The 23,386-nt window shown below is 63.5% G+C and carries 20 protein-coding genes; 11 read left to right on the top strand and 9 right to left on the bottom strand.

The window, feature by feature from the left end:
* Window positions 1-57 precede the first annotated feature (57 nt).
* Together serA and QO034_RS00840 are read right to left on the bottom strand one after the other, a co-directional pair.
* Complete coding sequence (gene serA / locus QO034_RS00845) at window positions 58-1,653, bottom strand: phosphoglycerate dehydrogenase (protein WP_284483599.1); 1,596 nt, start codon at window positions 1,651-1,653, stop codon at window positions 58-60.
* Between the two features lie 68 nt (window positions 1,654-1,721).
* Entirely contained in the window at window positions 1,722-2,876 is a 1,155-nt protein-coding gene (locus QO034_RS00840) for a phosphoserine transaminase (RefSeq protein WP_284483598.1), read from the bottom strand.
* Between the two features lie 156 nt (window positions 2,877-3,032).
* Here QO034_RS00840 and serB point away from each other — a divergent pair, with 156 nt between their 5' ends.
* Window positions 3,033-3,908: a phosphoserine phosphatase SerB gene (gene serB, locus QO034_RS00835; protein WP_284483597.1), complete on the top strand. Its 876-nt coding sequence runs from the start codon at window positions 3,033-3,035 to the stop codon at window positions 3,906-3,908.
* On the opposite strand, the gene QO034_RS00830 is transcribed toward serB, so the two are convergent.
* Window positions 3,909-4,892 carry an asparaginase gene (locus QO034_RS00830; protein WP_407696708.1) on the bottom strand — a complete coding sequence of 328 codons (984 nt, stop codon included), beginning with the start codon at window positions 4,890-4,892 and terminating at the stop codon, window positions 3,909-3,911. It lies immediately after the preceding gene.
* A 187-nt stretch (window positions 4,893-5,079) separates the two neighbouring features.
* Here QO034_RS00830 and QO034_RS00825 point away from each other — a divergent pair, with 187 nt between their 5' ends.
* Both QO034_RS00825 and rlmN read left to right on the top strand, forming a co-directional pair.
* Window positions 5,080-5,610 carry an invasion associated locus B family protein gene (locus QO034_RS00825; RefSeq protein WP_284483595.1) on the top strand — a complete coding sequence of 177 codons (531 nt, stop codon included), beginning with the start codon at window positions 5,080-5,082 and terminating at the stop codon, window positions 5,608-5,610.
* Window positions 5,611-5,714: 104 nt separating this feature from the next.
* Window positions 5,715-6,890 (top strand): 23S rRNA (adenine(2503)-C(2))-methyltransferase RlmN, encoded by a 1,176-nt coding sequence (gene rlmN / locus QO034_RS00820; RefSeq protein ID WP_284483594.1) that lies wholly within the window; start codon window positions 5,715-5,717, stop codon window positions 6,888-6,890.
* Between the two features lie 12 nt (window positions 6,891-6,902).
* Here rlmN and QO034_RS00815 read toward each other — a convergent pair whose 3' ends face one another.
* On the bottom strand, window positions 6,903-8,312 hold the full coding sequence (locus tag QO034_RS00815; RefSeq protein ID WP_284483593.1) for a M10 family metallopeptidase C-terminal domain-containing protein: 1,410 nt from the start codon (window positions 8,310-8,312) through the stop codon (window positions 6,903-6,905).
* Between the two features lie 329 nt (window positions 8,313-8,641).
* Here QO034_RS00815 and QO034_RS00810 point away from each other — a divergent pair, with 329 nt between their 5' ends.
* Window positions 8,642-9,394 (top strand): DsbA family protein, encoded by a 753-nt coding sequence (locus tag QO034_RS00810; RefSeq protein ID WP_284483592.1) that lies wholly within the window; start codon window positions 8,642-8,644, stop codon window positions 9,392-9,394.
* Window positions 9,395-9,413: 19 nt separating this feature from the next.
* On the opposite strand, the gene QO034_RS00805 is transcribed toward QO034_RS00810, so the two are convergent.
* A complete protein-coding gene (locus QO034_RS00805; RefSeq protein ID WP_284483591.1) occupies window positions 9,414-10,256 on the bottom strand; it encodes an LOG family protein in 843 nt (280 codons plus the stop codon).
* Between the two features lie 80 nt (window positions 10,257-10,336).
* Between QO034_RS00805 and QO034_RS00800 the strand changes: the two genes are divergently transcribed.
* From QO034_RS00800 to QO034_RS00770, 7 genes are all read left to right on the top strand, one after another.
* A complete protein-coding gene (locus QO034_RS00800; protein WP_284483590.1) occupies window positions 10,337-11,263 on the top strand; it encodes a threonine/serine dehydratase in 927 nt (308 codons plus the stop codon).
* A gap of 136 nt (window positions 11,264-11,399) precedes the next feature.
* A complete protein-coding gene (gene dapD, locus QO034_RS00795) occupies window positions 11,400-12,227 on the top strand; it encodes a 2,3,4,5-tetrahydropyridine-2,6-dicarboxylate N-succinyltransferase (RefSeq protein ID WP_284483589.1) in 828 nt (275 codons plus the stop codon).
* Window positions 12,228-12,401: 174 nt separating this feature from the next.
* The gene (locus tag QO034_RS00790; protein ID WP_284483588.1) at window positions 12,402-12,746 is read left to right on the top strand and encodes a hypothetical protein; all 345 of its coding nucleotides are present in this window, start codon (window positions 12,402-12,404) and stop codon (window positions 12,744-12,746) included.
* An 89-nt stretch (window positions 12,747-12,835) separates the two neighbouring features.
* Complete coding sequence (gene dapE / locus QO034_RS00785) at window positions 12,836-13,981, top strand: succinyl-diaminopimelate desuccinylase (RefSeq protein WP_284483587.1); 1,146 nt, start codon at window positions 12,836-12,838, stop codon at window positions 13,979-13,981.
* 8 nt (window positions 13,982-13,989) lie between these two features.
* Entirely contained in the window at window positions 13,990-14,625 is a 636-nt protein-coding gene (locus QO034_RS00780; RefSeq protein WP_284483586.1) for a TIGR04282 family arsenosugar biosynthesis glycosyltransferase, read from the top strand.
* Complete coding sequence (gene rnr / locus QO034_RS00775) at window positions 14,622-16,886, top strand: ribonuclease R (protein ID WP_284483585.1); 2,265 nt, start codon at window positions 14,622-14,624, stop codon at window positions 16,884-16,886. Before QO034_RS00780 ends, rnr begins: the two co-directional genes overlap by 4 nt.
* A gap of 149 nt (window positions 16,887-17,035) precedes the next feature.
* Window positions 17,036-18,370: a lytic murein transglycosylase gene (locus tag QO034_RS00770; RefSeq protein ID WP_284483584.1), complete on the top strand. Its 1,335-nt coding sequence runs from the start codon at window positions 17,036-17,038 to the stop codon at window positions 18,368-18,370.
* Between the two features lie 37 nt (window positions 18,371-18,407).
* Here the strand turns inward: QO034_RS00770 and QO034_RS00765 are convergent, their stop codons facing one another.
* From QO034_RS00765 to QO034_RS00750, 4 genes are all read right to left on the bottom strand, one after another.
* Window positions 18,408-19,586, bottom strand: coding sequence for an ABC transporter permease (locus QO034_RS00765; protein ID WP_284483583.1), 1,179 nt, complete (start codon window positions 19,584-19,586; stop codon window positions 18,408-18,410).
* Between the two features lie 4 nt (window positions 19,587-19,590).
* Window positions 19,591-20,865: an ABC transporter permease gene (locus tag QO034_RS00760; protein ID WP_284483582.1), complete on the bottom strand. Its 1,275-nt coding sequence runs from the start codon at window positions 20,863-20,865 to the stop codon at window positions 19,591-19,593.
* A 98-nt stretch (window positions 20,866-20,963) separates the two neighbouring features.
* Window positions 20,964-22,070, bottom strand: a complete 1,107-nt coding sequence (locus QO034_RS00755) for an extracellular solute-binding protein (RefSeq protein ID WP_284483581.1) — start codon at window positions 22,068-22,070, stop codon at window positions 20,964-20,966.
* A gap of 115 nt (window positions 22,071-22,185) precedes the next feature.
* Window positions 22,186-23,286: an ABC transporter ATP-binding protein gene (locus QO034_RS00750; RefSeq protein ID WP_284483580.1), complete on the bottom strand. Its 1,101-nt coding sequence runs from the start codon at window positions 23,284-23,286 to the stop codon at window positions 22,186-22,188.
* Window positions 23,287-23,386: the final 100 nt, after the last annotated feature.

Genomic DNA, 23,386 nt, shown 5'->3' with positions numbered 1-23,386 from the left:
AAGGAAAGCGGCCTTTGCCGACCTGCCCGGTCCTGCGGGCGGGCCGGCGCGTCAGGTTCAGGCCACGTCGAAGGTCAGGGGCTTGATCTGGCGGAACAGTCCGGTCGCCGCCAGTTTCTCGCGCACCGGGGCGGGCACCTCGTCATCGACATAGAGAAGTGCAATCGCTTCGCCGCCCTTGTCCGCCCGGCCAAGGGTGAAATTGGCGATGTTGACGCCATTCTCGCCCATGGTCTGTCCAAGCGCGCCGATGATGCCCGGCACGTCCTCGTTCGTGGTGTAAAGCATGTGCGCCCCGACTTCGGCGTCGATGTTGATGCCCTTGATCTGGATGAAGCGCGGCTTGCCGTCCGAGAACACGGTGCCCGCAATGGAACGTTCCCGCTTGGCGGTTTTGACCGTGACCTTGATATAGCCGTCGAACGCGCCCGACTTGTCCTGGTTGGTGGTGCTGATCTTGACGCCACGTTCCTTGGCGACGACCGGCGCGCTGACCATGTTCACCTCGGGATTGGCCCGTTTCATGATACCCGCCACCACGGCACAGTTCAGCGCCTCGAGGTTCATCCCGGCGACGACGCCGTCATAAAGGATGTTGATCGCCTCCATCGGCTCGTCGGTCATCTGGCCGATGAACGCGCCCAGATGCCCGGCCAGCTTGACCCAGGGGCCCATGATCTGCGCTTCTTCGGCGGTCACCGACGGCATGTTCAGCGCGTTGGTGACGGCCCCGGTCAGCAGGTAATCCGACATCTGCTCGGCCACCTGCAGCGCCACGTTTTCCTGCGCCTCGGTGGTCGCCGCGCCCAGATGCGGGGTGCAGACCACGTTGGGCAGGCCGAAAAGCGGGTTTTCCGTGGCGGGTTCCACCGCGAACACATCGAACGCGGCCCCGGTGACATGGCCGGATTTCAGCAGATCCGCCAGCGCCGCCTCGTCGACCAGCCCGCCGCGCGCGCAGTTGATGATGCGCACGCCCTTCTTGGTCTTGGCGAGGTTCTCCGCCGACAGGATGTTGCGGGTGCTGTCGGTCAGCGGCACGTGCAGGGTGATGAAATCGGCCCGCGCCAGCAGCGTATCGAGTTCGACCTTCTCGACCCCCATCTTTTGCGCCTTCTCCTCGCTCAGGAACGGGTCAAAGGCGATGACCTTCATCTTGAGTCCGCGCGCCCGGTCGCAGACGATGCCGCCGATATTGCCGGCGCCGATCACGCCCAGGGTCTTGCCGGTCAGTTCGACCCCCATGAACCTGGATTTCTCCCATTTGCCGGCATGGGTGCTGGCGCTGGCCTCGGGGATCTGACGCGCCACCGCGAACATCAGCGCGATCGCATGTTCGGCGGTAGTGATCATGTTGCCGAACGGCGTGTTCATCACGATCACGCCTTTCTTGCTGGCGGCGTCCTTGTCGACATTGTCGGTGCCGATCCCGGCGCGGCCCACGACCTTGAGCCGGTCGGCATTGCGCAGGATGGTTTCCGTCACCTTGGTGGCGCTGCGGATGGCAAGGCCGTCATACTGGCCGATCACTTCCGCGAGCCGGTCCTTGTCCTTTCCGAGGTCGGGCTGGAAATCCACCTCGATGCCGCGGTCGCGGAAGATCTGCACGGCGGTCGGAGAGAGCTTGTCGGAAACGAGTACTTTGGGAGCCATTTTCGTGGTCCTTCGTGAGAAATAGAGAGGGGAAGCGGCGGGGACACCCCCGCCCTGTGGTTTGTGGGTCAGGCAGCTTGCGACTGCGCCGCGATCTCGGCCTCGAAGGCCCATTCGAGCCAAGGCAGCATCGCCTCGATATCGGCGGTCTCCACCGTGCTGCCGCACCAGATGCGAAGGCCCGCGGGGGCGTCGCGATAGGCGCCGATATCCAGCGCGATATTCTCGACTTCCAAACGCTTGGCCACGGCCTTGGCAAACCCGGCGCCATCCGCGATCCTTGCATCGGTGAACTTGAGGCAGACCGATGTGTTCGACCGCGTCGCCGGGTCGGTGGCGAGGAAGTCGATCCAGTCATGCGCCTGCACAAACGCGGTCACGGCGGCGGTATTGGCATCGGCGCGGGCGATCATGCCCGTCAGCCCGCCTTCCGACCGGGCCCAGTCCAGCGCCAGCAGGTAATCCTCGACACAAAGCATCGACGGCGTGTTGATGGTCTCGCCCTTGAAAACACCCTCGATCAGCTTGCCGCCCTTGGTCAGGCGGAAGATCTTCGGCAGCGGCCAGGCCGGGGTATAGCTTTCCAGCCGCTCCACCGCGCGCGGGCTCAGGATCAGCATGCCATGCGCCGCCTCCCCGCCCAGCACCTTCTGCCAGGAGAAGGTCGTCACATCCAGCTTGTCCCAGGGCAGGTCCATCGCGAAGGCCGCCGAGGTCGCATCGCACAGGGTCAGCCCGGCGCGGTCGGCGGGGATCATGTCGCCATTCGGCACCCGCACGCCCGACGTCGTGCCGTTCCAGGTGAAGCAGACATCCCTGTTGTAATCGACGCCCGCGAGATCGACGATCTCGCCATAGTCCGCGGTCTTGACCGTGGCATCCAGCTTCAGCTGCTTGACCACGTCCGTGACCCAGCCGGAACCGAAGCTTTCCCAGGCCAGCATCTCTACCGGGCGCGCGCCCAAGAGGTTCCACATCGCCATCTCGAACGCCCCGGTATCCGAGGCCGGCACGATGCCGATCCGGTACTCCGCCGGGATGCCCAGCAACTCGCGGGTTTCCTCGATCGCGGATTTCAACCTGTCCTTGCCGACAGCGGCGCGGTGCGAGCGGCCCAAAGGCGCGTCAGCCAGCTTTGTCAGATCGAAAACGGGGGGTTTGGCGCAGGGGCCAGAAGAAAAACGCGGATTCGCCGGCCGCGTTGCCGGTTGTGCAATAGCCATGTAGCTACCCTTCCAGATAAGCGCCCCTCGTTGGGGAGGGGTGTCCCACTGGCGGGAATACGGCCAGTCCCGGGCTTTCACAAGACGGAAAACGTCGCTATAGCGCCGCTTGGGCCTGCAATTGCGACATGCCTGTCGCCTATAGGAAACTCGTTCATGTATGTGGCAACCCTGCTGACCGATCCAAAGACGCCGCAGCTCGATCCGAGTCTCGTTGAATCGTTGCGCAATGCCTGGGGCGGTCGCGAGATCCAGTGGCTGGCTCCGGACCAGGCGGCGGAATTCGCGATGGAAAGCCGTCCCGGCAATCAGTGGCAGGTGTGGGACGATGTGCAGCGTCTGGGCGTCGATCTGATCGTGCAGCCCGCCGAGGGGCGGCGCAAGAAGATGCTTCTGGCGGATATGGACAGCACCATGATTCAGCAGGAATGCATCGACGAACTGGCCGACGTGGCCGGCGTCGGCGACCGGGTCAAGGAGATCACCGCCCGCGCCATGAACGGCGAACTCGATTTCGAAGGCGCGCTGACGGAACGGGTCGGACTTTTGGCGGGGCTGCCGGAATCCGTGATCGGACAGGTTCTCGCGGATCGCATCACCCTGATGCCGGGCGGGCAAACGCTGGTCGCCACGATGAAGGCCAACGGCGCCCATGCCGCGCTGGTGTCGGGCGGGTTCACGGCCTTTACCGCATCGGTCGCCGCGTGGCTCGGCTTTGATGAGAACCGGGCGAATACCCTGCTGGCACAGGATGGAAAGCTGACCGGAAAAGTTGCGCAACCGATCCTCGGGCGCGCGGCCAAGGTGGACGCGTTGGAAAGCATCGCGGCCCGACTCGGGTTGGCGGAACGGGACGTCATCGCGGTCGGCGACGGTGCAAACGACCTTGGCATGTTGCAGCGCGCGGGCACCGGCGTGGCGCTGCACGCCAAGCCGTCGGTCGCCGCACAATGCGAGGTGCGCGTGAACTTCGGCGATCTGACGGCGCTCTTGTTCCTGCAGGGCTATGCCGCGACGGAATTTGCCGGGTGATCAGCCGGCTATCAGGTCCGACGTTGGCTTGATGATTCCGGTCTCGATCCCGCGCCGGTTCAGGATCGGCGCATTCATGTATTTTCGGGTTGCCGGGTGATCGGCATCCAGCACGCCCAGGCGCACCAGTATCGCCGCGATGCTGCATTCCGACGCGCGGGTGGCGCCATCGCGGATCTTCAGCGCGACGCCCAGTTTCATTTCCGGAACGATGGCGGCGAACACGCCTTCCGCGCCGGTCTTGATCGCCACGCGGCCATTCATGGCCCGCATCAGTTCCGTGCAGGCGCGGCCTTCGCCGGCGACCAGCTCCGGATGCCTGACCATCGCTTCGACGAGCCGTGCCGCCGCCCGGCTCTGCCGGTCGGACCGATCCCGGGCCGAGGCGAAAAACGCCATCGCGCGGGCCAGACCATGTAGTGTCGTCGCAAAGTTCGGGGCCGAACAGCCATCGATACCATAGCCCGGGCTGGACAGGCCGGTGGTTTCCTCGAACGCATTCAGCGCCGCCTGCTGAACCGGATGGTCGATGTCCACATATTCCGGCCCAGCCCCCATGTGGGCGCTCAATGTCAGGAATCCGGCGTGCTTGCCGGAACAGTTGTTGTGCACCTGGCAGGGGGTCTCATAGGCGCGGATCAGCCCATGGCAGGCTTCCTCGTCCGCCGGCATTTGCGGGCCGCAGCGAAAATCACCGTCGGTCTTCCCAAGTTGATCCAGCCAGGCCCCGACCCTGTCCGTGTGAATGGCGGCGCCATTGTGGGATGCGCAGGCAAGCGCCAGATGTTCGCTGGTCAGCCCGTATTTGCCAGCGGCCCCGGAGGTGACGAGCGGCAGCGCCTGAACCATCTTGCAGGAACTGCGCGGATAGATCACCGTTTCAGGATCGCCCCAGGACCGGACGATCTGGCCGGTGTCGTCGCAGACCACCGCATGCCCAAGATGCAGGCTTTCCAGTAACGATCCGCGCCGGACTTCGGTCATGGGAATCGGGTGGGTCAATTCGGGCCTCACAACTTGGCGAAATCCTGCCAATCTCTCTTTCGTTCGTGGCGCAACTTACGTAAGTGTGATTGTGTCGGCAAGCAATTGGCAGCGCATCCAGACGGCCGGGAAGGCCGCGCGTGCGCCGAGTGTTATTGAGGTCAAGATCAGTCTGGAGGCTGGACAAATGGGATTGAAGATCGCCCGCGCAATCGCGGGCCTGTGTCTGGCCGGAATGGCCACCACGACAGTCGCTCAGGAACAAAGTTCCAACCGGGTGGCGGCAAAGACGGACTGGAGTGTTTTCGTCGAGGCCGACCCGAAAGAATGCTGGAGCGTGTCCGCGCCCAAGGAGTCCGTCAACACGCGCGACGGGCGGGTGGTCGCTGTGCGCCGCAGCGATATTCTGCTGTTCGTGTTTTTCCGCCCGAATGCCGGGGTCAAAGGCCAGGTGACCTTCACCGGAGGCTATCCCTTCGCACCCGGCTCGACGGTCAACCTGGACATCTCGGGGACGGAGTTCGAACTTTTCGCAGAGGGCGAATGGGCCTGGCCGGCGACGGCTGCGGATGACGCCAAGATCATCACCGCGATGAAACGCGGCGCCCAAGCGACGATCACCGCCCGATCCGCGCGCGGAACCCAGACCAAGGACACGTTTTCGCTGCTGGGCTTCACGGCCGCCATCGAGGATGCGGAAAAGCGCTGCGAAGGCTGACGTGGACGGGTCGATTCCGGCGGGAATGACGCCAAGTTTCTTTTGAAACCGTGAGAAAACCCTATATAGGAACGGTCTGCCGCCCGTAGCCCGAGGGAAAAACCATGCCCACCAACGCGCCCATCACCCAGGACGTGATGACCATACCGCGTAAACTGCCGGACGGTCCGATCAACCTGGTCGGTCTGACGCGCGATGCCATGCGCGAGGTTCTGATCGCCAACGGAACGCCGGAAAAGCAGGCGAAGATGCGCGTCGGGCAGATCTGGCAATGGATCTACCAATGGGGCGTGCGCGATTTTTCCGCGATGACCAACCTGGCCAAGGCCTATCGCGCGGACCTGGCGGAACGCTTCGTGATCGAGATTCCGGAAGTGGTCAGCAAGCAGGTCAGCACCGACGGCACCCGCAAGTATCTTGTGCGGATCGCGGGCGGGCACGAGGTCGAGGTGGTCTATATCCCCGAAGAAGACCGCGGCACTCTTTGCATATCGAGCCAGGTCGGCTGCACCCTGACCTGTTCCTTTTGCCATACCGGCACGCAGAAACTGGTGCGCAACCTGACCGCGGGTGAAATCGTCGGGCAGGTGATGATGGCGCGGGACGATCTGGACGAATGGCCGACGCCGGGCGAACCCAAGGACGAAACGCGGCTCCTGTCCAACATCGTGCTGATGGGGATGGGCGAACCGCTTTACAATTTCGAGAACGTGCGCGATGCGATGAAGATCGCGATGGATCCGGAAGGCATCCAGCTGAGCCGCCGGCGGATCACCCTTTCGACTTCCGGCGTCGTTCCGGAAATCGCCCGCACCGCACAGGAGATCGGATGCCAGCTGGCCGTGTCCTTTCATGCCACCACGGACGAGGTGCGCGACAAACTGGTGCCGATCAACAAGCGCTGGAACATTTCCGAACTGCTGGACGCCTTGCGCAGCTATCCCAAGGCCAGCAATTCGGAACGGATCACGTTGGAATATGTCATGCTGAACGGTGTGAACGACACCGACGAGGACGCCCGCCGACTGATCCGTCTGATCGAAGGCATTCCCGCAAAGATCAACCTGATCCCGTTCAACGAATGGCCGGGCGCGCCCTATACGCGATCCTCGAACAACCGCATCCGGGCCTTTGCGGACATCATCTACAAGGCGGGTTACGCCACCCCGATCCGCACGCCGCGCGGCGAGGATATCATGGCCGCCTGCGGCCAGCTCAAGTCGGCGACGGAACGGGCCCGCAAGTCGCGCCGCCAGATCGAGGCGGATGCCGGGCTTTGACGTTCCGGCAGTTCAGGCGAACAGGAAATCCGTTTCGGTCAAGGTGCCGGTGAAATCCGCCAGCCGGATGTCGAGCCAGTCGCTGTAGGATATGAACGTGTCCGGACCGGTCGCCTGAATGTCGATCGTGTCCATGGTCATGTAGCCAAAGGCGGTCAGGTCGATCTTGTCCACGTCGGAAGTGAAATCTGTGATCGAATCAATCTCATAGGCGTCGCTGTCGTCAAAGACGAAGACATCGGCTCCGCCACCGCCGTTCAGGGTGTCCGCCCCCTTGCCGCCATGCAGGCGGTCCGACCCGGACCGTCCGAACAGGGTGTCGTTGCCGTCGCCGCCGCGCAAGAGATCGTGGCCGGGTCCGCCGGCCAGAAGATCGTTTCCGGAACCGCCATACAGCATGTCGTCGCCGCCCTGGCCGAACAACCGGTCGTGGCTCGTGAAGCCGCCATAGGATTGATCCGTCGCGTCCCGGTCGCCCATCAGGATGTCGTCATCGTCGCCGCCCCAGAGCGAATCGTCGCCATCGCCGCCGATCAGTATGTCGGCTCCTTCGTCTCCCCTGAGAGTATCCGCGCCCTCCATGCCAGACAGCTCGTCGTCGCCGGCGCCGCCGAGCAGCCTGTCGTTGCCGCGCCCGGCCTTGATCGTGTCATTTCCGGAGCCGCCGTTCAGCATGTCGTCGCCCTGCATGCCGAACATCGTGTCGTCGCCACCAAATCCGAACAGGCGCGTGTCGGCGTCGGGGGCAAGGAGCGTATCGACAGCTTCGGTCGCCCTGATCACGACCTTGTCGTTGGCATTGAGACGGACGGTCCAGCCGTCGAAACCGTCCACGGTGCCATAAAGATGCTGCAGGGCCTCCACGTCGAAATCCCCGAGGTCCGAGGTATAGGGCGAGCGGATATTGTAGGTCATCACACTGTTGCTCTGGGTGTCGTGGCTGCGTTCCAGGGTGGTCTCACCTTCGTGGGGATGCTTCAATCCCATCGCGTGACCCAGCTCGTGCAGATTGACCTGAAAGCCGTATTCGCTCTGATCCATTGCCTCGTAGTTGTTGACCAGGATGCCCTGGCCCACCCGGCCGTTGTATCCGTCCACATAGGAATAGTTGGCCCATCCGCCTGCTGTCGCGCCCGTTGACCCGAAGACGTTGATCATCGCGGTTCCGCTGACTTCGATGAACCTGATGCCGCCGACGGCTTCGAACTTGTCCAGAGCCTGTCTGAACAGCGCGCGTTGTTCGTCGGAATAGGACCAGTAGGTCGAGGTGTTGTATTGCTTATAGGACGGCAGGTTCGCCGTCGCGGTGAAACTGTAGGTGACGACGACCTGGGTTCCGACGCTGGTCGTCGCGTTCCACCGCAGCGCGTCCTGTCCGAGATAGGCAAGAAGGCTGGTGTAGTCTTGGACGGCGTTGGCCACGTTGTGTGCTCCTTATCTTTCGATCGGAGGCACACTGACGTCTCAATATGGTCAGGTTTTGGCCGCTCGGCGGCGATTTCTCAGCCGGCAGACCTGTCCGCGCGGGCGGATGTGACGCAGCGAGTCTGAACTACATTTTAGCTATTTTCATGGCGGCCATTGAAACCTGTAAGGAATTTCGTTGAACTCGTGGCGGCGCATCTCGTGCAACAGATCGACGCTTGCCACGACAGTGGCGGAAATGTGGCGTTTGCTGGATGGTGGCGAAGCCGGAGATCTCGTATGTCAACCGGGGCCGCGGGTCCAAAGAACAAGGAAATTCTCGGGCAATGCGACGGCGGGACCTGATCATAGCAACCTGTGCCGTCGCGGCGGTGATCGCGTTGCCGCGGCTGGCCGCGCTCCGGGATCCGGGGTTCTCCTTTCAGCCGATACCGGGCCTTGAGGGGTTTCGCCGGATCGACGGCGGCGGCTTTTCGCGGACGTCGGACGTCTTCGCCGGTCTGGTTCCCGCGGCGCCGCAACAGCAGGACTTGCGCGACTGGGCGGCGCGGAACCCCTGTATCGCGGCCTTTGGCCCGGAAGGCTGGACCGAAGACAAACTGCCCGTCGCCGTGTTCACTGACTACAACTGTCCGTTTTGTCCCAGGCTCAGCGACATGGTGATCTCGCTTGCGGATGCAGGGCTGCCGATCCGGCCCGTCTGGCACGATCTCCCGGTTCTCGGTCAACGCTCGGAGGCGGCGGCGCGCGTCGCAGTTGCGGCGGCGCGGCAGGGCCAATACCTGCCGGTGCACGCGTACCTGATGCGCACGGTTCTGCGTCCTGGTCCGGAACCGGTCGCGGCGCTCGCCGCGCGGTTCGGCATGGATGCGGCGCGGCTCTTGCGCGACGCGCAAGGCGAGTCCGTGGAGCGGCAGTTGGCCGAAACCAAGGCCATCGCCGCGGTTCTGGGAATCGTCGGAACCCCGGCCGTTCTGGTCGGCCGCACCCTGGCGATCGGAGAGATCGACAGGAGCGACCTGGAACGGCTGATCGACCTGGAAAGAAGCACTCCCTTCGCGGGATGCCACCCGGCGTAGCTTCGCCACGATCGGGCGGTCAGCGATCGGGAATGATGTCGCGCGGCGGCGCGGGTTTCCAGTTGTCGATCAGCCTGACGGCCTCTTCCGCGGAATCGACAAAACGGAACAGGTCCAGATCGCTCTCGGAGATCGTTCCGGCATCGGCCAGGGCGTCCCAGTTGATGATCTTTTCCCAAAAGGCGCGCCCGAAAAGCAGGAACGGCACCCGTTCCATCCGTCCGGTCTGGATCAGCGTCAGAGATTCAAACAGTTCGTCGAGCGTCCCGAACCCGCCGGGAAAAATGCAGATCGCCTGCGCCCGCATCAGGAAATGCATCTTGCGAATGGCGAAATAGTGGAAATTGAAGCTCAGTTCCGGCGTTACATAGTGATTGGGCGCCTGTTCATGCGGCAGCACGATGTTGAGGCCGATTGATATCCCGCCCGCCTCGTGCGCGCCCCGGCTGCCCGCCTCCATCACGCCGGGACCGCCGCCGGTCACGATGACATGTTCGCGGCATCCGGTTTCAATGGACTTGATCGTCATCAGCCGCGCGAACTCCCGCGCTACGTCATAGTAGCGCGACAGCTCGGCCAGGGTCCTCGTCCTGGCGGATTCCTTGTTTGCGGGGTCCGGAATGCGCGCGCCGCCGAACAGAACGACCGTGCTTTCGATCCCGCGTTCGTTGAGAAACAGTTCCGGTTTCAGCAGTTCGAGTTGGAGGCGAACCGGCCGCAGTTCGTCGCGGCACAGGAAATCGTTGTCCGCGAAGGCCAGCCGGTAGGCGGGCGATCGCGACTGCGGCGTGTCCGGCACATGGCGGGCGGTGTCCCGATCCGAATGGGCGTCCCGAAACGGACTCTGGCGGTCTTCTTTCATCGCTGGGTGTTCCCCTGCTTGCGTGTCTGCTTCAGACCTATAGGGTTCGCGCCGACAAGACCAGCAACGGGAGCACAGGGATGGATTGGAAATCCGCGATAGATGCCGCAGCGGACCGCATATCCGGCCAGGTGTTCGAAACGCCGGTGCTGAATGTCACAGGGTTCGGTCTGGGCTTCCCGATCGAGATCAAGCTGGAACAGATGCAGCACACCGGCAGCTTCAAGGCGCGCGGCGCCTTCAACACCCTGCTTGGTCAACCGGTGCCCCCGGCGGGTCTCGTGGCCGCCAGCGGCGGCAACCATGGCGCGGCGGTGGCATTCGCCGCGCGGAAGCTGGGTCACAAGGCACATATCTTCGTTCCGGAAATCGCCGGCCCGTCGAAGATCGCCCTGATCCGCGGTATCGGGGCGGAGTTGACCGTCGTGCCCGGCGAATATGCCAATGCGATGCAGATGGCGCAGGATTACGAAGCCGGCACCGGGGCGATGCAGATCCACGCCTATGATGCGGTGCCCACGGTCGCCGGGCAGGGGACGTGCCTGCGCGAATGGGAAAGCCAGGGGCTGAAGGCCGACACGGTGCTGATTGCCGTGGGCGGCGGCGGGCTCATTGCCGGGGCGCTGGCCTGGCTGGACGGCGCGCGCAAAGTGGTGGCGGTGGAACCGGAAACGTCCTGCGCCCTACATGCCGCGCTGAAGGCAGGTGAACCGGTGGACGTGGACGTGTCCGGCGTCGCCGCGAATGCGCTGGGCGCGCGCCGGATCGGCCGGATCTGTTTCGATCTGGCACAGGCCCAGGGGCTCCGTTCGGTGCTGGTCACCGACGAAGCGATCTCTGCGGCGCAGAAGTCATTGTGGCGCGAACTGCGCCAGCTGGTGGAACCGGCAGGAGCGACAGCCCTGGCGGCGCTGTTGTCGGGCGCCTACCGTCCCGAACCGGACGAAAAGGTCGCGGTTCTCGTCTGCGGCGGCAATATCGCGCCCGATCCGTTTCCCGAAGATTGAGAGTCCGGCGGTGCGCCGTCCGATTCAGTCCCGTTTCGAGTCGCATGCCTGCGATCACGGTACGGATTGCCGAACCGGATGTTCCGCTCTATAGCTGCCGCCAATTCTCGGAACCCTGATCCAAAGGACGCCCCCCATGTCGAATACCCAGCTGGAAGCCGCCATCGAAGCCGCCTGGGAGGCGCGCGACAAGATCACGCCCAAGACCAAGGGCGAAACCCGCGACGCCATCGAAGCGACGCTGGAGGCGCTGGACAGCGGCAAGCTGCGGGTTGCGGAAAAGCAGGCGGACAACAGCTGGCACGTGAACCAGTGGGCCAAGAAGGCGGTGCTGCTGGGTTTCCGGATCAAGGACATGGAAAAGCAGCCCGGCGGCCCGCAGGATGGCGGCTGGTGGGACAAGGTGGACAGCAAGTTCGCCGGCTGGAAGAAAAAGGACTGGAAACAGGCCGGTTTTCGCGCGGTGCCCAACTGCGTGGTGCGCAAATCGGCCTTCATCGCGCCCGGCGTGGTGCTGATGCCGTCCTTCGTCAACCTTGGCGCCTATGTCGATGAAGGCACCATGGTCGATACCTGGGCGACCGTCGGAAGCTGCGCGCAGATCGGCAAGAACGTCCACCTGTCCGGCGGTGTCGGCATCGGCGGCGTGCTCGAACCGATGCAGGCCGGTCCCACCATCATCGAAGACAACTGCTTTATCGGGGCGCGGTCGGAAGTTGTCGAAGGCTGCATCGTGCGCGAAGGCTCGGTGCTGGGAATGGGCGTGTTCATTGGCCAGTCCACCAAGATCGTCGACCGCGAAACCGGCGAAGTGATGTATGGCGAAGTGCCGCCCTATTCCGTCGTCGTCGCCGGCTCGATGCCGACCAAGAACAATATCAGCCTCTACTGCGCGGTGATCGTGAAGCGCGTGGATGCCAAGACACGGTCAAAGACCGGCATCAACGAATTGCTGCGCGACTGATCGGGCGCGCCGCGCGACGAGATCGGCATCGGTCCCTGAACGGGCGCGGTTCAGGGACTGCCTGCCGGGGTGAAGCGGAAAACGCCTCCGACCAGGTTTCCCGGTGACACCGAAAGGCCGTGGATCGTCTGGAATGTGTTTGCACTTCGGGATCGATGGCGTAGAGGACGTTGCATGACAGACAAGAAACGCGCCCGCCAGCAGGTCTATACCCTGGTTGTCCAGATCGGCCGCAAGGCCGGTGACGGTTTACCTGCAAAGGCCACCGGCGCGGCGCTGATCTGTTTTGCCAGTGGCGTGGACGAGGCGGAAGCCGTGCGCGAAACCGTCGCCATCCTGAAACAGGCCGACACCGCCCCGCTGGACGTGACCGGATACGGAACCTTGCAGGAACGCGAGGCCGGTGGGCACGAGATCGATACAGAGGAACGCGCCCTGATGCAGCGGGCGCTGGATGAAAATGCCGTGATCGTCGCCCAGATGACTCCGCTCTTTGGGGATGAGGACGCCGAATTCTGATCGGATCGGCTTGGATTTTCCCCCTGATCGGCCCAAGTTGCCGCTGACAGGGACCGGAAGGCCGATCCCGGAACGCAAGGAAATCCAGAATGCCGCCTACCGATGCCGCCGCTCTGACCGCCCGGTTGATCCGTTGTCCTTCGATTACGCCGGAAGAGGGCGGCGCGCTCCGCCTTCTGGAACGGGAATTGAGCGCCGCGGGATTTGATTGCGTCCGCGTGGACCGCGGCGCGGTCAGCAACCTCTTCGCCCGCTGGGGCGACAAGGGGCACGCCCGCACATTCGGCTTCAACGGCCATACCGATGTGGTGCCTCTGGGCGATGAAACCGCCTGGACGATGCCGCCGTTCGGAGCCGAGGAAAAGGACGGGTTCCTTTACGGGCGCGGCGCCACGGACATGAAATCCGGCGTTGCGGCCTTTGTCGCCGCGGCGATCGATTTCGTGCGCGACACGCCGCCTGACGGGGCCATCGTCCTGACCATCACCGGGGACGAGGAAGGCGACGCCGTGGACGGAACCACGGCATTGCTGGACTACATGCGCAAGCGGGGCGAAGCGATGTCGGTGTGCCTGGTGGGAGAGCCGACCTGCCCGGACCGCATGGGCGAGATGATCAAGATCGGGCGGCGCGGGTCGATGACCGCCTGGTTCACGGTCACGGGGCAACAGGGCCATTCCGCCTATCCGCATCGTGCCAGGAACCCGCTTCCCGCGATGGCGCGGCTGATGGACCGGTTGGCGTCGCATACGCTGGACACGGGCACCGAACATTTCGACGCCTCGACGCTGGCGGTCGTCACCATGGACACCGGGAATCCCGCGACCAATGTCATCCCGGCCCAGAGCCGCGGCACCGTCAATATCCGCTTCAACGACAGTCACAGCGGCGCCAGCCTGACGGATTGGCTGCGGTCGCAGGCAGAGTCCGTCGCCGCAGAGTTCGGCGTCCAGATCGACATGCAGGTCCAGATTTCGGGCGAAAGCTTTCTGACGCCGCCGGGGCCGCTGTCCGATCTGGTCTCCGGCTCGGTCGAAGCCGTGACCGGGCTGCGCCCTGTCCTGTCCACGACGGGGGGAACGTCGGATGCGCGGTTCGTGCGGGATCACTGCCCGGTGGTCGAATTCGGGTTGGTCGGCAAGACCATGCACCAGGTCGACGAACGGGTCGAAGTCGCGCAGATCCACCAGTTGAAAGACATCTACACGCGGATCCTGCGGGACTATTTTCGCTGAGCCGGCTCATGCGGCGCACCGTCATCGTCATGCTGAAGGAACCGCGTCCGGGGCGGGTGAAGACCCGCCTGGCCCGTGGCATCGGACCGGTTGCGGCCGCATGGTGGTTCCGTCACCAGTCGCTGGCCCTGTTGCGGCGCATCCGCGATCCGCGATGGCGCGTGGTCCTGGCCGTGTCGCCGGACCGGGACGGTTTGGTCAGCCGGATCTGGCCCTCCTGTTTCGCCCGCATTCCGCAGGGGCGCGGCGATCTCGGGCAGCGGATGGCGCGGGCGATCCGCGGGGTGGGCGTCGGCCCGGTCTGCCTGATCGGGACGGATATTCCGGGTGTCGGCAAACCGGAACTGGCGCGGGCCTTTGCCGCCCTCGGCCGGCATCAGGCGGTATTCGGCCCGGCCAGGGACGGCGGTTTCTGGCTGGTCGGCCTGAAACATCCCCGGCATATGCCCGCAAGGTTGTTTCACAACGTCCGCTGGTCATGCGAACATGCCCTTGCGGACAGCCGTGCGACGGTGCCCGACCTGTCCGTTGCACTGGTGGATGAATTGCAGGATGTCGATACCGCCGCCGATCTTGAACGCATACGCGACCTGTCGCTTTTGACCATGACGCGTCAGCACCGCCATGTTAGGGCGAAACCATGACTCATATTCCCACGAAGGCCGAAATTCTCGACTGGATTTCCGCCAATCCGACCCTGAGTTCCAAACGCGATATCGCGAAGGCTTTCGGCATCAAGGGGGCGGCGCGGATTGATCTGAAACGGGTGCTGAAGGAACTGGAATCCGAAGGCCACCTGGAACGCCGCAAGCGGTCTTACGGCGATCCCGACCGCCTGCCGCCGGTCAGCGTTCTACAGGTCAAGGCGCCGGACAAGGATGGAGATCTGTTCGCCCGCCCGTTGGAATGGCATGGCGAAGGCGTTGAGCCCATCGTCCTCGTGGTGCCCAGGGCCAGCGATCCGGCGCTTGGCGAAGGCGACCGCATCCTGGCCCGGCTGACCGTGGTCAAGGCGGAAGATCACAACTACGAAGCGCGCCTGATCCGGCGCATCGGGACCAACCCCAGGAAGATCCTCGGTGTGTTCCGCAAGGGCTCGGAAGGCGGGCGGATCGTGCCGATCGACAAGGCGCAGGGCGCCGAATGGACGGTTCCGGACGCCAACCGCTTCGGCGCGAAAGACGGCGAACTGGTCGAGGCGGAACAGGCCGGTCCCAGGACGCGGTTGGGTCTGCAGCGCGCCCGTATCATCTCACGGTTGGGTGATCCCAGCGCCCCGCGCGCGGTGTCCCTGATCGCGATCCACCAGCATGGCATACCGGATCAGTTTCCCGACGATGTCATTGCCGAAGCCGATGCCTGCAAGCCGCTGGGCCTGAAAGGGCGCGAAGACCTGCGAGACCTGCCGCTGATCACCATCGATCCCGTCGATGCGCGCGACCGCGACGATGCCTGCCTTGCCCTGCCCGACGATGACCCGAAGAACCCGGACGGCCATGTGGTCTGGGTCGCCATCGCCGATGTGGCTGGCTATGTGCATCCGGGCAGTGCCCTGGACCGGGAAGCGCGCAACCGGGGCAATTCCAGCTATTTCCCGGATCGCGTGGTTCCGATGCTGCCGGACCGGCTGTCGGCGGATCTGTGCAGCCTGCATGAAAACGTGCCCCGCGCCTGCGTCGCCGTTCGAATGCAGCTAGACAAGGACGGCAGGAAGATCGCGCATCGTTTCGTCCGGGGGCTCATGCGATCCGTGGCGTCGCTGAACTATGCCGAAGTGCAGGCGGCGGTCGACGGGGCGCCCAATGACAAGACCGGGCCGCTGCTCGAACCGGTGTTGCGTCCGCTCTATGCCGCCTATGCCGCACTGGCCCGCGCCCGCGAGGCGCGTCAGCCGCTCGATCTGGATCTGCCCGAGCGCAAGATCGAACTGTCCGAAGACGGCGAGGTCACGTCGGTCAGTTTTCGGGAACGGCTGGACGCGCATCGCCTCATCGAGGAGTTCATGATCCTCGCCAATGTGTCGGCAGCCGAAACGCTGATCGCCAAACGGTCGCCTCTGTTGTTCCGGGTGCACGAGGAACCCGCGCCCGAGAAACTGGACAGCCTGCGAGAGATCGCCCAGGCCGCCGGGTTCAACCTGGCCAAGGGGCAGGTGCTTCAGACGCGCCACCTGAACCAGCTTCTGCGTGCCGCTGAAGGCAGCGACAATGACGAACTGATCAACATGTCGACCCTGCGTTCGATGACGCAGGCCTATTATTCGCCGCAGAATTTTGGCCATTTCGGCCTTGCCTTGCAGCACTATGCACATTTCACCTCGCCGATCCGGCGCTATGCCGACCTGATCGTGCACCGCGCGCTGATTTCGGCGCATGGCTGGGGAAAGGACGGCCTGTCGCCGCAGGATATCGACGGGCTGGAGGACACGGCGGTCCATATTTCGGATACCGAACGGCGGTCCATGATGGCCGAACGCGATACGACCGACCGGTATCTCGCCGCCTATCTCAGCGAACGGGTCGGAAATGAATTCACCGGCCGGATCAGCGGGATCGCCCGGTTCGGCGCCTTCGTCAAGCTTGACGAAACCGGGGCGGACGGGCTGGTCCCGGTGCGCTCGCTCGGGCGGGAGTTTTTCCATTTCGACAGCGATGCCGGCACTCTGATGGGCGCCGACACCGGCTTTACCATCGGGATCGGGCAACGGGTGACGGTGCGGCTGGCTCAGGCGACGCCGGTCACGGGGGGGCTGGAACTCGAACTGTTGTCGGTCGAGGGTCGGAACCTGCCCAAGGGTCAGGGTCAGGGTCCGGCGGGGCGCAGCCCGCGTCGAAAGGCGGTCCGCGGCAAGAAGAAAGCGGACAAGGTCAAGCGCAAGGTCGCGCGCAAACGCCGCCAGCGGTGACAGGTCTGCGCCGGACGATCCGACGCTTTGCCCGATGGCCCGCGAAACCGGCGCGCGGCGAAAGATCGCGCCTGTCCGGATTGTTCTCTTTTTCAAAAGCGGGTTCGGGGTTAGGCTGGGGGCAGAGCAGAAAAATCAGGACACGAAAAATGCGTGCATGGACAAGCGTAGCCGTTCTGACGGTGGCCCTTTCAGGCGGGGCACAGGCCGATCCCCTGGGTGAACCCCCCCATCCTTCCAGCCGAGCGGCATCTGAACCGGGTGCGGTTCAATTGGCATCGGTCGGTGTCGAGAAATCCTTGCGGCCGGCCCTGCGGCCTTCGGCAACGGGACAGGGAGAGCCAGCCGTGCAATCGGGAGACTCCAACCAGAGGTTCCAGAACTGGATCGGCGCATTCAAGGATCGCGCCCGGTCGCAAGGGATCAGCGAGACGGTGCTGGAGCAGGCCTTCGATGGCGTGACCTACGACGCCGATATCATCAAGCGGGACAGGAACCAGTCCGAATTCACCAAGACGATCTGGGACTATCTGGACAGCGCCGCGTCGGAGACGCGGATCGCGAACGGAAAGGCGTCGCTCGCGCAACATGGGCGGACGCTGGACGCTATCGAGCAACGCTATGGTGTCGAGAAGGAAGTCGTGGTTGCGGTCTGGGGACTTGAAAGCGCGTACGGAACCTACCGCGGCAAGACCGATATCATCCGGGCGCTGGCGACCCTGTCCTTTGACGCCCGCCGCAGCCAGTTTTTCGAGCAGCAACTGATTGCGGCGCTGAAGATCCTTCAGAATGGCGACACCACCCCGCGCAAAATGACCGGAAGCTGGGCCGGGGCCATGGGCCACACGCAGTTCATCCCGACCTCCTACCTCGACTATGCGGTCGATTTCACCGGCGACGGGAAACGCGACATCTGGTCCGACGATCCGACCGACGCGCTTGCATCGACTGCCGCCTACCTGGCCAGGTTCGGCTGGGAGACGGGAAAGCCCTGGGGAGTCGAAGTGCGGCTGCCGAAGGGATTTGACTACCGGCTCGCGGACCGCAAGATCGAAAGACTTCCGTCGGACTGGGCGCGGCTCGGGGTCGTTTCCATGGCCGGGCAGCCGGTCGCGGACCATGGCGCCGCCTCGGTCCTGCTGCCCGCGGGCGGCAAGGGCGCGGCCTTTCTGATCTTCAGGAATTTCAGTGTCATCGAGCGCTACAATGCGGCGGATGCCTATGTGATCGGGGTCGGTCATCTGTCCGACCGGATCAAGGGCGGGCCGGCGATCCAGGCGGCATGGCCACGGGACGACCGGGCGCTGACACTGAAGGAACGCAAGGAGATGCAGGAACGGCTGACCGCCAGGGGGTTTGATACGCAGGGGGTCGATGGCCGGATCGGTCCGCTGACGATTTCGGCTGTTCGGGCGTTCCAGGTGGCTTCGGGGCTGACTCCCGACGGCTATGCTTCGCTCGGGCTTCTGAACCGCCTGCGCTGACCCGGAGCGCCCGCCCGATTCTCGGGCGGGGGACGCCTCAGCCCGGACTCATCCCCCGAAGACGTTCGGACCGCCGACGCAGCAGTTCCACGACCGTCAGCAGGCAGATGGACACCACCACCAAGATGGTCGCAACCGCCAGAATGGTCGGGCTGATCTGTTCGCGCAGGCCCGTGAACATCTGCCAGGGCAGCGTTTTCTGGCCGGCGGAACCGACGAACAGGACGACGACCACCTCGTCAAAAGAGGTGATGAACGCGAAGAGCGCGCCGGAGATCACGCCCGGCAGGATCAGGGGCATCTGCACGCGGAAGAAGGTGGTAACGGGGTTGGCCCCCATGTTCGCCGCCGCGCGGGTCAGCGAACGGTCGAACCCGACCAGCGTCGCCGTGACGGTGATGATGACGAACGGAATGCCCAGGGCCGCATGCGCCAGAACGACGCCGAAATAGGTGCCCTGCAACCCGATCCGGGAATAGAAGAAATACATGCCCGCGGCGGAAATGATCAGCGGCACGATCATCGGAGAGATCAGGATCGCCATGATCGCGCGCCGGAACGGCACGTGCGGCTGGCTCAGCCCGATCGCGGCCAATGTGCCGAAGCCCACCGACAGCAGCGTCGCAACCGGTGCGATCAGGACCGAATTGCGTAGGGCCTGTTGCCAGTCCGAATTCGTGAAGAAATCCCGGTAGTGTTTCAGTGAATAACCGGCGGGATCGAACCGCAGCATTTCGGGCGTGAAGGTAAAGAAGTTTTCGGCGTTGAAGCTGAGCGGCATCACGACAAGGATCGGGGTGATCAGGAAGATGAAGATCGCCCCGCAGATCACGCGGAAGGCGAAATGCCACAGCACCTGGCCGGGGGTCAGATAGGGCGCCAGCTTGGCCCGGTATCGCCCCTCGTAGAGCCAGAAGATGAACCAGCCGAAGAACCAGCCGAAGAGTCCGCCGATGACGGCGCCGGGCAGGCCGCCCATGAGAAACCCGCCGGCGAGCAGGGCGATGACCAGCCCCCAGCGGGACAGTTTCTCGTTGTCGACCATCGTCGTGACGACGAAGGCGACGCCGGCCATCACCACCGCCCCGGCCAAAACGCCAAGGGCGGAACTGTCCTGCGCGGTTCCGACCAGTAGCCCGGCAAAGGCGCCAGCCGCCGCGACGACGGGCAGGTAGAAGGACATCGGAGTGCGTGAAATGGGCGTGAGCGCGACCATGTCCTTAACCTCCCAGCTTGACGTTGTCGATGCCGACGATCTTGTCGTAGGCATAGTAAAGCAGCAGAACCACCGCGAGCAGGATCGCTCCCAGCGCCGCGCCCAGACCCCAGTTCAGCGAACTGGAAATGTGATATGCGATCCGGTTCGAAATGAACGTCCCGGTCGTGCCGCCGACGATCTCGGGGGTAATATAGTAGCCGATCGACAGGATGAAGACGAGGATCGACCCGGCGCCGATGCCCGGCACGGATTGCGGGAAATAGACCCGCCAGAAGGCGGTCCAGTTGGTCGCGCCCAGCGATTTCGCCGCGCGCAGATAGCTGGGTGGAATGGTCTGCATCACCGAATACATCGGCAGGATCATGAACGGCAGCAGGATATGGGTCATGGCCACGATCGTGCCGAACTGGTTGTTGATCATCACGAGCCGCGCGTCATCTGCCACGAGGCCCAGCCAGACCAGAACATCGTTGATGACGCCTTGTTGTTGCAGCATCACTTTCCAGGCCGAGGTGCGCACAAGCAGCGATGTCCAGAACGGAAGGAGAACCAGTATCATCAGCAGGTTCGCGGTGCGCATCGGCAGGTTTGCCAGGATCCAGGCGACTGGATATCCCAACAGGATGCAGGAGCCGGTGATCACCAGGGACATGAACAGGGTGCGCTTGAACAGCATGATGTAGATCTGCTGGTTTTCCGGGCGCGCTTCGGCGCCGTCCGGGCCCTTCTGCATGTCGATTGCGTTCAGAAAGTAGCCGCTGGTGTAGCGCGGCGAATAGGTCTGGATGGTGCGCCAGATATCCGGCTCGACCCAATTCTTGTCGATATCGGCGAACTTCTCCTTGAACGGAGCATCCGTTTCCAGATCCATCCTGTTGACGGCGCGGCCCGACTTGCGGAACAGGGACGAGGCTCCTGTCAGTTCGTAGTTCAGGCGTGATCCGAGGCGGGTGTGGGTCTTTTCCTGGACCGCGATCTTGAGATCGGCTGCGAGGGCGGCAAATACGGGTTCGTCGGGCGCTTGTCCCGAATTCGGGTCCCAGTCGGCCAGCGCCTCTACCGTCTTGGGAAGCGTTTCCTGAACGATCTGGTTCTCGACCGATCTGAACAGCATGTCCGCGATCGGAGCGATGAAAGTGATGAGAACGAACAGCAGAAGCGGAGCGATCAGCAGAAGCGCCCGCATCTTCTGGCGCCGCAGGGCGCGGGACAGGCTGCGTTTCAACGGCGTGCCGTCAGCCGCAAGAACGGGTCCAGACGTAGTTTGATCGCTCATGGTTCTGTTCCTTCGGATGGCTGGCCTGCGCTTTTCCAGCGGTTCCGGTGTCAGGTCCGGAGGCGGGAGGCCCGCCTCCGGACAGGTTCAGGCCGGGCTTATTTCGCCAGCCATGCCTGGAACTTCGCGTCGATGTCGTCGCGATAGTCCGCCCAGAACTCGTAATTGTAGAGGAACGTGTTCTGCGCGTTGTTGGGATCGGTCGGCATATGCGGCGCCATTTCGATGCCGAGTTCCGCATGCTGGCCGACCAGCGGTGCCGAAGATGCACGTCCCGGACCGTAGGAGATGAATTTCGCCTGATCCGCCAGGCGCTGGGTGTCGGTTGCGAAGCGGACGAAATCCTTGACCCGCGCCAGGCGGTCCTCCGGCAGGCCGGCGGGAATGATCCAACCGTCAAGATCGAACACCTGTGCATCCCAGAGCATTGCCACCGGTTGCTTCTGTTCCTCGATGACGCTGAACAGACGCCCGTTGTAGGTCGAGCCCATCACGACTTCGCCATCGGCCAGCAGCTGCGGCGTATCGGCGCCGGCGGACCACCAGATCACGCTGTCCTTGATGGTGTCGAGCTTGGCCAGCGCCTTTTCCTGTCCTTCCGGGGTCGCCAGAACGTCATAGACTTCTTCCTTGGCCACGCCGTCGCAGAGCAGCGCCCATTCCATGTTGTTGATCGGCCGCTTTTCCAGCGCCCGCTTGCCGGGATAGGCGTCGAGGTCGAACACGTCGCAGATCTTGGTCGGGGGCGTATCGCCGACAAGGTCGGTCCGGTAGCCGAATGTCGTGGAATACACGATCTGCGGAATGAAGCATTCCGACACGATCAGATCGCCAAAGTCTTCGGATGCCGGGGTGCCGTCATCGCCGGGGGCGAGCAATTCATCCGGATCGTATTCCATCGCCAGGCCTTCGTCGCAGAGACGGATCGCATCCGATGCCACGACGTCGACCAGGTCCCAGGTGATGTTCCCGGCTTCGTTCATCGCGCGCAGCTTGGCCACGGCTTCGTTGGAGCTTTCGTCCCAGACCGCCGTCACCTCGGGGTGCATGGCCAGATAGGGTTCGACATAGGCGTTCTGCTGGCTGGCCTGGTAGGCTCCGCCCCAGGACACGAGGGTCATGTCGTTGGTCATGTCCTGGGCGCTGGCCAGTCCAGCCGCCAAGGTCAGCGAAGTGGTAGCCAGAAGGATTCTTGTCGGTCTCATATTGGGTATTCTCCCTGTCGTCGCCCGTTTCAGGGTTCTTGGGGGTGGAGCAACGGGCAATCGTCCGGCCCCCTTGTTCATCGCCCGTCGGATGACAGGGCGACGTGGCGGGCCGCTACGCATCCAGCGCGCGGCAATCCTCGGGCAGCCAGCCGATCTCGATCTGGGTCCCCGGTTGCAGACGATCCTGATCTGGAGCGTTGCGGGTCTTGATGATGAAATCCTCGTTCCCCGCGACGCGCAGGCGGGTGCGGAAAATATCGCCCATGTAGATGAATTCGAGGACTTCGGCCTTCAGCGTATGCACACCCTCGCGCAGCCGGTCCTTGTTGTATTCCACCCGTTCCGGACGGATCGACACGCGGGTGCGTTCACCGGGCTCGCTGACATTGACCGGCTTGCAGTCGATCAGTTCGCCGTCGTCCAGCCGGACCAGCGCGGTGTCGCCCTTGATTTCCTTGACCACGCCTTCCAGCGTGTTGTTTTCGCCGATGAACTGAGCAACGAAGCTGTTTTCCGGTTCCTCGTAAAGCTTGTCCGGAGGGGCCAGCTGCTGAATGCGGCCATCGTCGAAAACCGCCACGCGGTCGGACATGGTCAATGCCTCGGTCTGGTCGTGGGTCACGTAGACCACGGTAATTCCCAGATCATCCGCGATCCGTTTGATTTCGAACTGCATGTGTTCGCGCAGTTGTTTGTCGAGCGCGCCGAGCGGTTCATCCATCAGAACGAGCTCGGCCTCGAAAACCAGCGCCCTGGCCAGGGCGATCCGCTGCTGTTGGCCACCCGACAACTGTGCCGGACGACGGCCGCCGAAGGCACCCATCTGAACCATGTCCAACGCCCGTTTGACCTTTGTCTCGCGTTCGGCCTTGCCCAGCTTGCGCACTTCCAGCGGGAAAGACAGGTTCTCGGCCACCGTCATATGCGGAAAGAGGGCGTAGTTCTGAAACACCATCCCGATGCCGCGCTTGTGCGGCGGGATGTTGTTGATGGACACCCCGTCCAGCCGGATATCGCCGTGGGTCGCGGTTTCGAACCCCGCCAGCATCATCAGGCAGGTGGTCTTGCCGGAACCGGAAGGGCCGAGCATCGTCAGAAACTCGCCCTTCGGCATGATCAGGTTGAGGTCTTTGACGACGAGGTTCTCGCCATCGTAGCTCTTTTGGACGCGCTCGAATTCCACGAACGCATCGGACGTTTGCGTATCAGCCAAAACGGCTCCCCTTGGACTTTTCGCAGTTTTTCCTGCGTTTTGATAAACAAATGTAAGCACATCGGATGGTGAACATGCAACCGAGTCGGTTCGATTTCCG

It is taken from the genome of Sedimentitalea xiamensis, from assembly GCF_030164465.1.
In the GTDB taxonomy this organism is placed as follows: domain Bacteria; phylum Pseudomonadota; class Alphaproteobacteria; order Rhodobacterales; family Rhodobacteraceae; genus Sedimentitalea; species Sedimentitalea xiamensis.
This window is presented reverse-complemented; position numbering and strand designations above follow the sequence as displayed.